The sequence below is a fragment of the Pseudomonas migulae genome (genome assembly GCF_024169315.1).
Classification (GTDB): Bacteria; Pseudomonadota; Gammaproteobacteria; order Pseudomonadales; family Pseudomonadaceae; genus Aquipseudomonas; species Aquipseudomonas migulae_B.
Map to the genome: position 1 here is coordinate 2151329 of NZ_JALJWR010000001.1, position 12866 is coordinate 2164194.

Here is a 12866-nt window from a genome sequence, read left to right on the forward strand (position 1 = left end):
AATCAAAAGGTTCACTCTGAACCGCGAGACGCCAACTCTTTCAGTTTGATCTCAGCCAACGGATGCCCGGCCTTCGCGGCCATCCCCCAAAACCGCGCCGCCTCAACTGGATCCGGCGCCTTGCTCGCCGTCCCGGCCAGGCTGATCACACCCACCTGATACGCCGCCTTGCCATCGCCCGCCAACGCCGCCAGGCGCAGCAATCGGACACCTTCCTCACGAGCCCCCAGACCAACGCCGCGAAAGGCCAGAATGTGGCCATAGAAGCTTTGAGCGCCGACGTCACCCAGGTTGGCCATGCGCGCGAACTGGCCTTCGAGCCAGCTCCAGCCGCGGGGTTGGCGGACGAACCACGACCAGTGAAAAAGCCGTCGGGCCAGCCAGTAGCCGGCCCGCGCCTTGATTCGCAAAAACACTCAGGCCTCAGCCGATTCGGGGTATTCGTACTCGAAAACCCGCACCACTTCCGAGGCATGCCAGGACGCGGCAGCGACACCATCCGACGGCCCGGAGAAACGCCCCAGTCTCTCGACACATTCAAAGAAACCGGTGCGCGGCAGGCGGCTGGCGCCCTGGCTGATCACCAGTGAACTGCGCAATGGCTGCTCCGCCTTGGCATCCAGCGCCGCCAGATGTTCAAGGGCTGCCGTCAAGGTTTGCATGGCGGGTGTCGGAAGCTGCAAACGCTCCAGCAACGCGCGATAAGTCAGCAGATGTCGCTGGCGGCGCGCCTGATCCAGTTCGCCCAGCAAACCGTCCCAATGTTGACGACTGATGCGTACGCTCACGATTCGTCCCTCCACCCTGGCACCGTCAATTCCCAGGCCAGGCTGCGGCGAATCGCAGCGTCGGGTTGACGCTCGCCACTTTCGATCAAGGCCAGATAAGACGGGCTGATGCCTACCGTGCGGGCGAGCGCCTCGATGGCGATGCCCTTCCCTTCGCGCAAACTGCGTAGTTGATCCAGACCCGGAAGAATCTGGTCTGGAGTGGCCGCGTGACGCACTGGCGCGTCCGGCGACGGTCGCTCATTGATGCCTGCTGCTTTCAGTAGAGCCTGATACTGAGCCCACGGCAAAACCGCATATTCGGGCTCGCCTTCGCGTGTGATTATCTGAATATCCATGACTTCCCCGTAGGACAACGACACTTAGCGAGTCGGCGCTTTTCCCTAGAAGTGTAATCCTAACAGCGGCCAAGGTCGCGGGGGTATGAATATAGGGATGATCCTGAATCGACTCAGGTTTTTTTCGGGCCCTGAAGCTGAAGTTGCTCCGGGGTATCGGGCAGTCGTTCGACCACGGCGAGCTTCTCTGGCAACTGGCGTTTGCGCCATGCGCGGAAAGCATTGAGTTCGTCATCGAGGACTTTCATCAGCCAGGCAAGCACGGCAATGTCATCGAGCATGCCGAACATCGGGATGAAATCCGGGATCGCATCCACCGGGCTCAGGAAGTACATCAGGCCTGCCACCACCGAGATCAGCGCTTTCGGGCTGATGGCGCGGTATTCGCCACGCCAGTACGCCAGGCACAGCGCCTGCAACAGACGCAGGTCGTCTTTGAGCTTGCCCAATCGGTTGCCCTGGCTGGCGCCTTTGCTGGCTACCGCGAACAGCAGCGTCGGCAATCTTCCACGGGCGAGCAGGCGTCCGGCCAATGGCAGGAAACGAGCGAAATTCCAGGGTGCTTTCATCATTCCTCCCGCTGAAATGTTATCCACACAAATTGTGGATAACCTTGTGAACAGACCTGCATTTCACGGCTGAAAGCCCCGTTTCATAAGGGCTTTGCTCAGATCGGGCGTTTTTTACTCACATAAAAAAACCCAAGATTTCATTGACTTGGCGCTCTGGCGCGGTTAGCACAGGCGTCCTCAATGGCTATGACTCCAGCGTACTGCGTCCGTTCGCTTTGTTTACCCTCACCAACCGCCAGATGCAACAACGCCCCGCATAAGCGAGGCGTTGTTGTCAGAGCAGACGCTGATTACTTCGCGGCGTCGTCTTGCTTGGCTGGATCCTTGATCGCCAGCAGTTCCAGGTCGAATACCAGCACCGAGTTGGCTGGAATCGCCGGGCTTGGGCTTTGTGCGCCGTAAGCCAGTTCGCTAGGGATGTACAGTTTGTACTTCTCGCCAACGTGCATCAGTTGCAGGCCTTCGACCCAACCCGGGATCACACCGCTGACCGGCAGATCGATCGGGCTGCCGCGCTCGACGGAGCTGTCGAAGACGGTGCCGTTGGTCAGGGTGCCGGTGTAGTGGACAGTCACTACGTCGGTCGGCTTAGGCTGTGCGCCATCGGCTTTCTTGACCACTTCGTATTGCAGGCCCGAAGCTGTGGTGGTGACACCGGCTTTCTTGGCGTTGTCTTCGAGGAATTTCTTGCCGGCGGCTGCCGACTCTTCACTCATTTTGGCCATGCGCTCTTCAGCACGCTTTTGCAGCGCAGCGAAGGCTTCGACCAGTTCTTCGTCCTTCAGCTTCTGTTCTTTCTTGCCGACGGCATCTTCGATGCCTTGGGCTACGGCTTTGGAGTCCAGGTCATCCATGCCTTCCTGAGCCAGGCTCTTGCCCATGTTCAGGCCAATCCCGTAGGAAGCTTTCTGCGCCGGGGTTTTCAGCTCTACGCTGGTCTGCGAATCACATCCCGCAAGTACCAGGCTAACCAGGGCCACCGCCGCCGCCAACCGATGCTGTTTCATGCTATTTCCTTGTTCATGCGCCTAAAGGGCAATCGAGTAAAGCCGCGAGCTTATCAGGCGGCCACGACCAATGGCTACCGGCATGAGAGCAGGAAACTTCTGATAAGTTCAGGTGTTTTAACGCATTTCCGGAATCAGATGATGAAGCTTCTGTCATCTTCGCCTCACAGACACATCTGAGCTGTCCCACAACATCTGGCGTAATGGCCACTTGCCGCACGTCTGTAGCTAAGGCATAAGAGAGCGACAAATCGACAAGGATGTTTATCTTGCGCCTCTTTTATCGCTTGCTGGTTCTGATCGTTGCGCTGCTGGGCGTGCTCCTGGCCGTGATTCTGTATTACGTCGCCAATCCCAAACTGCCGACCTGGACGCCTGCGCAGCAGGTGCATTACCTGGAACAGTGGAGCGCGACCGACCGCCAGACCTACTACTTCACGCCCCAGGGCACTCAAGTCAAAGGCTTACGCTACGACTGGTTCAGCGCGCTCGAACTGCCTTTCTCGCAACAACGATTTGCCGCTCCGGAGTACCTCGCACGCTTTGGTTTTCTGGTCGATCCCGGGCAAAAAACCACGCCCGGCAACCCCGGCAACCTGCCCGTGGGTTTTGCCCGCCATCAAAATCCTGGCAGCCAGGATCAGTTTCTGGACATCACCTGCGCCGCCTGCCACACCGGCGAGCTGCGCTTCAACGGCCAAGCCATCCGCATCGATGGCGGATCGGCGCAGCATGTCTTGCCGTCCAGCGTTCCTACACTGCGAGGTGGCAGTTTCGGACAGGCGCTGGTCGCCAGTCTGGCTTCGACTTACTACAACCCATGGAAATTCGAACGGTTCGCCCGCAACGTGCTGGGCCAGGACTACGACGATCGGCATCAACAACTGCGTAAAGACTTCAAGACTTCGCTCGACACCTTCCTCAAAGTTGCCTGGAACGATACCCATCGAGGCCTTTACCCGACCGAGGAAGGCCCTGGCCGCACCGACGCGTTCGGGCGCATAGCCAACGCCAGTTTCGGTGACGCGATTTCCCCGGCCAACTACCGGGTGGCCAACGCTCCGGTCGATTACCCGCAACTGTGGGACATGTGGACCTTCGACTGGGTGCAGTGGAACGGCTCGGCACAGCAGCCGATGGCGCGCAATATCGGTGAGGCCCTGGGGGTAGGCGCCACGCTGAACTTCTTCGACAGCAACGGGCAGCCTCTTAGGGCGGACGACCGTTACCCGTCCAGCGTCCGAGTGCGCGATCTGCACCAGATCGAAGAAACCCTGCAGCGACTCAAACCGCCGGCCTGGCCGGAAGACCTGCTGGGTGCTATCGACAAACCGCTGGCGGCCAAGGGCCGTGCGCTGTTTGCGGAAAACTGCGCCGGTTGTCACGTCCCGCGGACGACCCGGGAAGGCGAGCGCTGGGTCCAGCATTTGCACATGCTGCCCGTCGACGTCATCGGCACCGATCCGACTGCCGCGAACAACATCGCCAACCACCGTTTCGATCTGACGGCCCTTCAATGGGACCCCGCAGAGCTTGCGCAGATGGACGTGAAGTTGCACCCCGAACCCAAGGAACAACTGGACTTGAGCCAGCTGTCGGTGGCCAAGGGCCTGGCCTACGTCACCGCATTCGTCGAGAACCGGGCTTACCGCGAGGCCGGGATCACAGCGGCAGAAAAGCCACGGCTCGACGGCTTCGGCCTGCCGATCGGCGTTCGTGAAAAAATCGCCTACAAGGCCCGTCCTCTGGCGGGCGTATGGGCGACGGCGCCGTTTCTGCACAACGGTTCGGTGCCGAGCATCTATCAATTGCTCTCACCCCAGGATGAACGCGCGACCACCTTCTACAAAGGCACGTTCGACTACGACCCGCGTCATCTGGGCTATCGCACCGAAGCCTTCACCAACGGTTTCCTGTTCGATACGCGCATTACCGGCAATCACAACAGTGGCCATGAATTCCGCGCCGGTGAGCGCGGCAACGGGGTCATTGGCCGGTTGCTGCAACCCGGGGAGCGCTGGGCGCTGCTGGAGTACCTGAAAGTGTTGGGCGGCCCGCTGGAGGCGCAATTGCCATGATCATGACCACCTTCAAAAAAGATTTACCGATGCTCGCCCGGTTCTGGTTGTGGCTGGGGCGTCTGCTCGGCAAAACCCTGCTGATTCTGCTGTGCATCGGCCTGCTTGGCTGGGCGCTGGTGACCGCATGGTATGCCTGGCAGCACCGCGGCCCGGTCTCGGCGCTGGAGCAGATCCCGGATGGCGAAGCGGCCATGACCCGGGATGTGATTCAGACCGCCGTGCGCATTGTCGATCAACACCGTGAAAGCACCCGCTACCTGCGCGACGCCCATGCCAAGGCCCATGGCTGCGTGAAGGCCGAGGTGCAGGTACTGCCGGAACTGGCGCAGGACCTGCGTCGCGGCGTCTTCAGCGAACCGGGCAAGCGTTGGCAGGCGACCATGCGCCTGTCCAACGGCAACGCTTATCCGCAGTTCGACAGCATGCGGGATGCCCGGGGCATGGCGATCAAACTGCTGGATGTGCCAGGCAAGCAACTGCTCGGCAACCGACAAGGGCAACACGAGCAGGACTTTGTGATGTTCAGCCATCCGAACTTCTTTGTCAGCGATGTCGCCGAGTACCGTCAGAATGTCGCGGCTCAGGCTGACGGAAAAAAGGTCATGGCGTTTTTTCCTGGCTGGGACCCGCGCACCTGGCAGATCCGCCATTTGTTTATCGCCCTGGCGACACTGTCGCCGCCGCCGGAAAGCCCGACACGCACCACTTATTTTTCGGTATCGCCCTACAAGTTCGGCGAGGCCAATGCCAAGTTCCGGGTGATGCCTGATGCGGAAAACTGCCCCGCCTACACCTTGCCCAAGCAGAACCAGGACCTGCCGAACTTCCTGCGTAACGCCCTGACTCAACAGCTGTCCACGGATCGGGTGCCGGCGTGTTTTGTCTTGCAGATCCAGCGCCAGGATGCGAACAGGTTCATGCCGATCGAGGACACCAGCATCGAGTGGCGCGAGCAGGATGCACCGTTCGAAACCGTAGCCCGGATCACCCTGCCCCCTCAGGACTTCGACACCCCGGCGCAGAATCTGCAATGCGACAACCTGTCGTTCAACCCGTGGTTCGGTCTGGAGGCTCATCGGCCCATTGGCGGTATCAACCGGCTGCGCAAGGCCGTGTACGAAGCGGTCAGCGACTACCGGCATGCTCGCAACGCCGAGCAGTAAGCAGAAACGAAAAAAGCGACCCGAGGGTCGCTTTTTCAATGGAAGCCAGCCTGAGCCGAACCCCGGACAGCAAAAAGCCCGCATTTAGCGGGCTTTCCGTGGTGACCTGGCGTTCAGCGTTCCAGGTTACCGAATATGGCGCAGCGGACGGGACTCGAACCCGCGACCCCCGGCGTGACAGGCCGGTATTCTAACCGACTGAACTACCGCTGCGCGTAGCGTTGAAAGTAAGTGGTGGGTGATGACGGGATCGAACCGCCGACATTCTGCTTGTAAGGCAGACGCTCTCCCAGCTGAGCTAATCACCCTTTACCTTCGTTGCGGGGCGCATTGTGCCACAGATTTTCATAACATGTTGATTTAATTGATAAATAATTCAAAAAAATCTGAAAACCAGTGAAACGACGCATCCTGCAGGAACTTCAGGCAGAAAAAAACCCGCGTTAGCGGGCTTTTCCGTGGTGACCTGGCGTTCAGCGTTCCAGGTTACCGAATATGGCGCAGCGGACGGGACTCGAACCCGCGACCCCCGGCGTGACAGGCCGGTATTCTAACCGACTGAACTACCGCTGCGCGTAACACTTGAAGCGAATGGTGGGTGATGACGGGATCGAACCGCCGACATTCTGCTTGTAAGGCAGACGCTCTCCCAGCTGAGCTAATCACCCTTCACTTTCGGTGTGGCGCGCATTCTACGGAGCGACCTCACCTCTGGCAAGCACTTTTTTAAATAATTTTTTCAGGCCTTCCAAAGGCTTAGAGAAGGGTTGGCCTATGGCGCCACGAAGAGAATAATGCCCCACTTTGTATAAAGGAGAGACTCGCCCCATGTGGTTCAAAAACCTGCTTATCTATCGCCTGACCCAAGATCTGCCTTTTGATGCCGAGGCGTTGGAAACTGCACTGGCCACCAAACTGGCGCGTCCCTGTGCAAGCCAGGAGTTGACCACCTACGGTTTCGTTGCGCCCTTCGGCAAGGGTGAGGATGCCCCCCTGGTGCACGTCAGCGGCGACTTCCTGCTGATTAGCGCGCGCAAAGAAGAACGCATCCTGCCGGGCAGCGTCGTGCGCGACGCCGTGAAGGAAAAGGTCGAAGAGATCGAAGCCGAACAAATGCGCAAGGTCTACAAAAAGGAACGCGACCAGATCAAGGATGAAATCATCCAGGCCTTCCTGCCTCGTGCCTTTATCCGCCGCTCGTCGACCTTCGCAGCGATCGCGCCGAAACAGGGCCTGATCCTGGTCAACTCGGCCAGCCCGAAACGCGCCGAAGACCTGCTCTCTACCCTGCGTGAAGTGATCGGCACGCTGCCGGTACGTCCGCTGACCGTGAAGATGTCGCCGACCGCCACCATGACTGAATGGGTCACGACCCAGAAAGCCGCGGACGATTTTTTCGTGCTGGACGAGTGCGAACTGCGCGACACCCACGAAGACGGCGGTATCGTGCGCTGCAAGCGTCAGGACCTGACCAGCGAAGAAATCCAGCTGCACCTGAGCACTGGCAAAGTGGTCACTCAGCTGTCGCTGGCGTGGCAGGACAAACTGTCTTTCGTCCTCGACGACAAAATGGTGGTCAAGCGCCTGAAGTTCGAGGATCTGCTGCAGGACCAGGCGGAACAGGACGGTGGCGAAGAGGCCCTCGGCCAGCTGGACGCGAGCTTTACCCTGATGATGCTGACCTTCGGCGACTTCCTGCCAGCGATGGTTGAAGCGTTGGGTGGTGAAGAGATGCCGCAAGGGATCTGATTATCCAAATCGGCGGCGCCTGTAAAAGATCGCAGCCTGCGGCAGCTCCTACATTGGAATGCGTTTCCCTGTAGGAGCTGCCGCAGGCTGCGATCTTTTTTTGCGAGCAGCGTATGCTTAGCTCCCTAACGCTTTCTTACAATAAGGATCAGGCCATGCGCGCACTGGCTGCATTGAGTCGTTTTGTCGGCAACACCTTCGCTTACTGGGTACTGATTTTCGCCGTCGTGGCTTTCCTGCAACCGGCGTGGTTCATTGGCCTGAAAGGCGCCATCGTGCCGTTGCTGGGGCTGGTCATGTTCGGCATGGGCCTGACCCTAAAACTCGAAGACTTCGCCGAAGTCGCTCGCCATCCATGGCGCGTGGCACTGGGCGTAGTCGCCCATTTCGTGATCATGCCCGGCGTGGCGTGGTTGCTCTGCCAGGTATTCCATCTGCCGCCGGAAATCGCCGTCGGTGTCATCCTGGTCGGTTGCTGCCCGAGCGGCACCTCGTCGAACGTGATGACCTGGCTCGCTCGCGGAGATCTGGCGCTCTCAGTGGCCATCGCGGCCGTGACCACCCTCCTCGCTCCGCTGCTGACTCCGGCGTTGATCTGGTTGCTGGCGTCGGCCTGGTTGCCGGTGTCGTTCATGGAGCTGTTCTGGTCGATCCTGCAAGTGGTGCTGCTGCCCATCGTGCTCGGCGTGGTCGCCCAACGTGTGCTCGGTGATCGGGTTCGCCACGCAGTGGAAGTATTACCGCTGGTTTCGGTTGTCAGCATCGTGATCATCGTCACGGCTGTGGTTGCCGCCAGCCAGGCGAAAATCGCCGAGTCCGGCCTGCTGATCATGGCCGTGGTGATGCTGCACAATAGCTTCGGCTATCTACTGGGGTACTTCACCGGACGCCTGTTCAAGCTGCCACTGGCCCAGCGTAAATCCCTGGCGCTGGAGGTCGGCATGCAGAACTCCGGTCTGGGTGCTGCGCTGGCCAGTGCACACTTCTCACCGCTGGCGGCGGTGCCGAGCGCGTTGTTCAGTGTATGGCACAACATTTCCGGGGCGTTGCTGTCGACGTATTTCCGCCGCATGAGCGAGAAAGAAGATCGGGAAACAGCGGCTCGGCAAGCGACTGAGTAAGGGGCAAACTTGATCCCCGGTTTAATGATGGGCACTATACTGCGCAACGCGAGGACGACCTCGCGGCTCGATCGAGTCATTAATCTGGGGACGACCCCGTCAATCGATGGAGGTCTTTCATGTCCTGGATCATTCTGTTTTTCGCCGGCCTGTTCGAAGTAGGCTGGGCTGTCGGCCTGAAATACACCGATGGTTTCAGCCGCCCTCTCCCCACCGCACTGACCGTCGCCGCCATGGCCATCAGCCTTGGTCTGCTCGGCCTCGCCATGAAGGAGCTGCCGCTGGGCACCGCCTATGCGATCTGGACAGGTGTGGGCGCCGTCGGCACGGTCATCGCCGGGATCATCCTGTTTGGTGAATCCATGGCGCTGTTCAGGCTCGCCAGTGTGGCTTTGATCATTGCCGGGTTGATTGGACTGAAAGTCAGCGCCTGATCATTATCCGCCCCTACAAAAAAGCCCGCTCCCTTGGCGATACCGGGGGAGCGGGCTTTTTCATGGCATGAACAACGGATCAGCTTTCAGCCAGCGCCATGCGCTCACGCGCCACCACCGGAGCTTTCTCCACATATTCAAGCTGCATGCAGCGTTCCAGGAACAGGAACATGTAGTCGTAGCTCTTGCAGACGGCTTGACGCAATTCCGCTTGCAGGGCCTTGCTCGGGTTCATCCCCGCCAGCGTGCAGATGATTTCCAGCGCTTCCCATGGATGGGCGTCGTCGTACTGGGCATGCATCTTCAGCCACTTCATGGCCCGTTTGCGGTCTTCCTCGGGGAACGCTGCCGCGTAGACACCACTGGAACAGACCAGCGCCGACCATTCGCCGGTCGCGCCTTCAATGGCGTAATTGGTGGCGGCAATGGCAACGATCAACGAATCCGCCGAACTGGTGTGCCAGCACCAATGGCTCAAGGCGTGAAGCTCAGGGGCCACCTGTTGCGCCTGCAGATCCTCCAGGCTGACACCGTGAGCACGGCTCCAGTGCACCCAGTAATCGGCATGGTTCAATTCCACACGAATGTTGCGCATCAACCAGCGTCGCGCCATGTCCTCGCCGGGATGGCGGGCAAAACGGGTCTTGGTCAGGTTTTGTGCCATGTACAACGCGAACTGTTCGACCACCGGCCAGCCACCGATAAGGTAGTGACGCATGGTCCTTGCGCTGAGTTTGTTATCACGCATGCGCTTATACAATTCGTGTTCGACAACCCGGCGTTTACTCTTGCTGCAGTCCAGGATTAGTTGCTGAGCCCAGACGGGATAACTTGCAGCGTCCATGAGAGGGCCGGTTCGGTTGAATGTCTCGATCACTGTCGGATTCCTTTTGATTGTGATTGTAAGGATCAGCAGGAGATTTCAACGGAACGTGCCAGGTGCCTTGAACAACAAGGGCTGAGGCCTGGCAGGACGACTTTGCAAACTATCGCAGGTAAACAAATGCGGGCGTTCAATGACATACCCTTGAGCGTAATCCACCCCGATCTCCAGCAATGCCTGCTCGATCTGGGGTGACTCGACAAACTCGGCAATCGTGCGTTTACCCATGACATGACCGATGTGATTGATCACTTCGACCATGGCGCGGTTAATCGGGTCGTCCAGCATATCCTTTACGAAACTCCCGTCGATCTTCAGGAAGTCTACAGGCAAATGTTTCAAGTAAGCGAATGAGGACATACCGGCGCAAAAATCATCAAGTGAGAAGTGACAACCTAAGCCTTTGAGTTCATTAATAAATCGAATTGCACTTCCAAGATTGGAAATGGCGCTGGTTTCAGTGATTTCAAAACAAATCATTTCAGGCGGTATGGAGTATGTAACGAACTGTTCACGCAGAAAGTCCAGAAACGCCTCATCTCCGATAGTTGTGCCTGACAGATTAATCGCACACATCGCCAATGGTCCTTTGCGCTGTTCGGCCATGCACTGGGCAATAACTTTGAATACATTCTCTACAACCCAGCGATCAAGAGAAGTCATCAGGCCATAACGTTCGGCGGCCGGAATAAAACTGTCAGGCAATATCATCCGGCCGGCTTCGTCATGCAGGCGCAATAGAATTTCGATATGTCCGCCACCCTGCTCGACATGACCCAGGGCCGCGATTTCCTGCGCGTACAAACAGAAGCGGTCTTCTTCCAGCGCCATGTGCAAACGCTGTACCCAGGCCATTTCGCCGAAACGCAGAGACAGTTCCGAATCATCGGCGTGATAGACCTGAACCCGGTTGCGGCCCTTTTCCTTCGCCATGTAGCAAGCCATGTCGGCCGCGCGCAGCGACGCTTCGAGCGTGGTCGGGGTCTGCGCGACATGAACCAGCCCGATACTCACGGTGGTCACGAACGGGCGACCTTTCCAGACAAAATGCAGGTTCTGTACGGTCTGGCGCAGCCCCTCGGCGATTTTCTCCGCGGCTTCCGGGGCACAGTTCTCCAGCAGGATGCCAAATTCGTCGCCGCCCAGCCGCGCCAGCGTATCGCCTTCGCGCAAACCCGATTGCAACAACGCACAGATATGCCGCAACAACTCGTCACCCGCTGCGTGGCCGCAGGTATCGTTGACCAGTTTGAATTGATCCAGATCGAGGAACATCAACGCATGGCGCGCCGGCTGTCGTGTCAGGTTGTGTAGCGCCTGCTCGAGGCGATACTCGAACTCCCGGCGATTGGCGAGCCCGGTCAAGGCATCATGGGTCGCCTGCCAGGACAGATTGGCAATGTATTGCCGCTCCTGTGTCATGTCGTGCAGCACCAGCACGGTGCCGCTGACCTTGCCGGCATTGTGGATCGGCGCGCCGACCAGTGTGACTGAAACCGTGCTGCCATCCAGCCGCTGGATCAGTTTGGAATGTTCGCTACCGCCGCTGAGCTGACCGCTGAGGATGTGTTCGATCAGCGTGAAGCCATCGGCCTGGGCGTTCTCGTCCAGCAGATTGAACAGCGCGGCCAGGGGCAAACCTGTCGCCTGCTCGGCCTTCCAGTGCGTCAACGCCTCGGCGGCCGGGTTCATGTAGGCAATCGTGCCATCGACATGGGTGGTGATCACACCATCGCCAATCGATTGCAGGGTGATTTGCGCGCGTTCTTTTTCCAACTGCAGCGCGTCCGCGAACGCATGGCGCTGCTTGAGCAGTTTGTGCGTGCGCATCAGGGCCAGGATGATCAAACCCAGGGCCGTGGCGAGGTTGATCACCAGCAACAGCCGCAGGATCATCCGCGAGCCCTCGCCCAAGGCATCGCTGAAGGCCTTCGCCGCCGGTGTCACACTTTCGTTGATGACGAATATCTGATCCTTCCAGCGCTTGATATCGGCATCGGTGGCCTGGCCGGTGGTGATGCGCTGATGCATCTCCCGCGCAATGCCATCGAGTTCCACCAGATACGCATCGCCCACCCTCCAGAGATCGATGGCTTTCTCGTGGTAACTGAAGTGCCGGAAATTCAGGTACAGCCAGATCACACTGGTGATGTCATCCGGGTGGTTGCCGCCCTTGAGGATCGCCACGCGCGCGGCTTCGATATTCGGCGGCTGATGGTCCAGCGCCACACGCAACTCATGGCCCCCTTGAGGCACGGCAATCGCGTTCAGGTATTTGTTGAATATCGTCTCGTCGTGACTGTCGGCGTAAAGATTGAGGTAATAGATGGCGTCTTTCTGGCCCTTGGACCAGAGGCTTTCACCGGCAACATAGCCGCGCACCGCTGAAAGTACATAAAGGCTGACGCCGCCCAGCAAGGCCTGAAACAGCACGACGGCGATAAATGGCCAGACAATGCCCAACAACCGTGGCGTTCCGAGAGTCCGCGTCTGATTCATGAGGTCCCTTGTTATAGCACTGCCAGATCAGCATCCAACGTGATCGCTACAGCTAGACTAGGGTGCGTTCAGGCTCCCGGCAAGCAAGAAGGCCTTTCGTGCGAACAAGTCTGCAAAAAGGGCGGTTTTTCCGTGCGCAGCCAGTGGCCAGAGCAACAAACCGCCCTGCGAAAAACGCTCTGCGCAATATAAATGTACCGCCCTCGCTCTCTGTTTTTCGCTTGAAATCGG

General features: G+C 58.8%; 12 protein-coding genes and 4 tRNA genes. 5 read left to right on the forward strand and 11 right to left on the reverse strand.

Translation table 11 applies throughout. From position 1 onward, the window contains the following. Positions 1–11 precede the first annotated feature (11 nt). The 5 genes from J2Y86_RS09825 to J2Y86_RS09845 all read right to left on the reverse strand — a co-directional run bounded on the left by J2Y86_RS09825 (position 12) and on the right by J2Y86_RS09845 (position 2705). The gene (locus J2Y86_RS09825) at positions 12–416 is read right to left on the reverse strand and encodes a sel1 repeat family protein (RefSeq protein WP_253430327.1); all 405 of its coding nucleotides are present in this window, start codon (positions 414–416) and stop codon (positions 12–14) included. After that, positions 417–788, reverse strand: a complete 372-nt coding sequence (locus J2Y86_RS09830) for a hypothetical protein (RefSeq protein ID WP_003223109.1) — start codon at positions 786–788, stop codon at positions 417–419. Beyond that, entirely contained in the window at positions 785–1126 is a 342-nt protein-coding gene (locus J2Y86_RS09835; protein ID WP_253430330.1) for a helix-turn-helix domain-containing protein, read from the reverse strand. Before J2Y86_RS09835 ends, J2Y86_RS09830 begins: the two co-directional genes overlap by 4 nt. Positions 1127–1239: 113 nt before the next feature. Continuing rightward, positions 1240–1695 (reverse strand): YkvA family protein, encoded by a 456-nt coding sequence (locus J2Y86_RS09840; RefSeq protein WP_253430333.1) that lies wholly within the window; start codon positions 1693–1695, stop codon positions 1240–1242. Positions 1696–1988: 293 nt separating this feature from the next. Next, positions 1989–2705, reverse strand: coding sequence for an FKBP-type peptidyl-prolyl cis-trans isomerase (locus J2Y86_RS09845; RefSeq protein WP_214377591.1), 717 nt, complete (start codon positions 2703–2705; stop codon positions 1989–1991). Positions 2706–2974: 269 nt separating this feature from the next. On the opposite strand from J2Y86_RS09845, the gene J2Y86_RS09850 reads away from it, so the two are divergent. Continuing rightward, the gene (locus J2Y86_RS09850) at positions 2975–4783 is read left to right on the forward strand and encodes a di-heme-cytochrome C peroxidase (protein WP_253430335.1); all 1809 of its coding nucleotides are present in this window, start codon (positions 2975–2977) and stop codon (positions 4781–4783) included. 29 nt (positions 4784–4812) lie between these two features. Beyond that, positions 4813–5949 (forward strand): catalase family protein, encoded by a 1137-nt coding sequence (locus tag J2Y86_RS09855; protein ID WP_253440193.1) that lies wholly within the window; start codon positions 4813–4815, stop codon positions 5947–5949. 136 nt (positions 5950–6085) lie between these two features. On the opposite strand, the gene J2Y86_RS09860 is transcribed toward J2Y86_RS09855, so the two are convergent. From J2Y86_RS09860 to J2Y86_RS09875, 4 genes are all read right to left on the reverse strand, one after another. Further along, positions 6086–6162, reverse strand: a tRNA-Asp gene (locus tag J2Y86_RS09860). Between the two features lie 19 nt (positions 6163–6181). Beyond that, positions 6182–6257: transfer RNA gene (locus J2Y86_RS09865), tRNA-Val, on the reverse strand. A 188-nt stretch (positions 6258–6445) separates the two neighbouring features. Further along, positions 6446–6522 (reverse strand) — tRNA-Asp (locus tag J2Y86_RS09870). Positions 6523–6541: 19 nt separating this feature from the next. Further along, positions 6542–6617: transfer RNA gene (locus tag J2Y86_RS09875), tRNA-Val, on the reverse strand. Positions 6618–6777: 160 nt separating this feature from the next. Here J2Y86_RS09875 and rdgC point away from each other — a divergent pair. The 3 genes from rdgC (at position 6778) to sugE (ending at position 9253) form a co-directional block, all read left to right on the forward strand. Next, the gene (gene rdgC, locus J2Y86_RS09880; RefSeq protein ID WP_253430338.1) at positions 6778–7698 is read left to right on the forward strand and encodes a recombination-associated protein RdgC; all 921 of its coding nucleotides are present in this window, start codon (positions 6778–6780) and stop codon (positions 7696–7698) included. Positions 7699–7853: 155 nt separating this feature from the next. After that, positions 7854–8819: a bile acid:sodium symporter family protein gene (locus tag J2Y86_RS09885; RefSeq protein WP_253430341.1), complete on the forward strand. Its 966-nt coding sequence runs from the start codon at positions 7854–7856 to the stop codon at positions 8817–8819. Positions 8820–8938: 119 nt separating this feature from the next. Next, positions 8939–9253, forward strand: a complete 315-nt coding sequence (gene sugE, locus J2Y86_RS09890) for a quaternary ammonium compound efflux SMR transporter SugE (protein ID WP_010456757.1) — start codon at positions 8939–8941, stop codon at positions 9251–9253. 79 nt (positions 9254–9332) lie between these two features. Here the strand turns inward: sugE and J2Y86_RS09895 are convergent, their stop codons facing one another. Together J2Y86_RS09895 and J2Y86_RS09900 are read right to left on the reverse strand one after the other, a co-directional pair. Next, positions 9333–10130 (reverse strand): TenA family transcriptional regulator, encoded by a 798-nt coding sequence (locus J2Y86_RS09895; RefSeq protein ID WP_253430344.1) that lies wholly within the window; start codon positions 10128–10130, stop codon positions 9333–9335. A gap of 45 nt (positions 10131–10175) precedes the next feature. Then, on the reverse strand, positions 10176–12635 hold the full coding sequence (locus tag J2Y86_RS09900; RefSeq protein WP_253430348.1) for an EAL domain-containing protein: 2460 nt from the start codon (positions 12633–12635) through the stop codon (positions 10176–10178). Between the last annotated feature and the right edge of the window lie 231 nt (positions 12636–12866).

Coding starts and splice junctions, on each gene's coding strand:
- J2Y86_RS09855 (WP_253440193.1), top strand. CDS start 4,813: ATGCTCGCCCGGTTCTGGTTGTGGCTGGGGCGTCTGCTCGGCAAAACC.
- rdgC (WP_253430338.1), top strand. CDS start 6,778: ATGTGGTTCAAAAACCTGCTTATCTATCGCCTGACCCAAGATCTGCCT.
- J2Y86_RS09835 (WP_253430330.1), bottom strand. CDS start 1,126: ATGGATATTCAGATAATCACACGCGAAGGCGAGCCCGAATATGCGGTT.
- J2Y86_RS09885 (WP_253430341.1), top strand. CDS start 7,854: ATGCGCGCACTGGCTGCATTGAGTCGTTTTGTCGGCAACACCTTCGCT.
- J2Y86_RS09840 (WP_253430333.1), bottom strand. CDS start 1,695: ATGAAAGCACCCTGGAATTTCGCTCGTTTCCTGCCATTGGCCGGACGC.
- sugE (WP_010456757.1), top strand. CDS start 8,939: ATGTCCTGGATCATTCTGTTTTTCGCCGGCCTGTTCGAAGTAGGCTGG.
- J2Y86_RS09900 (WP_253430348.1), bottom strand. CDS start 12,635: ATGAATCAGACGCGGACTCTCGGAACGCCACGGTTGTTGGGCATTGTC.
- J2Y86_RS09845 (WP_214377591.1), bottom strand. CDS start 2,705: ATGAAACAGCATCGGTTGGCGGCGGCGGTGGCCCTGGTTAGCCTGGTA.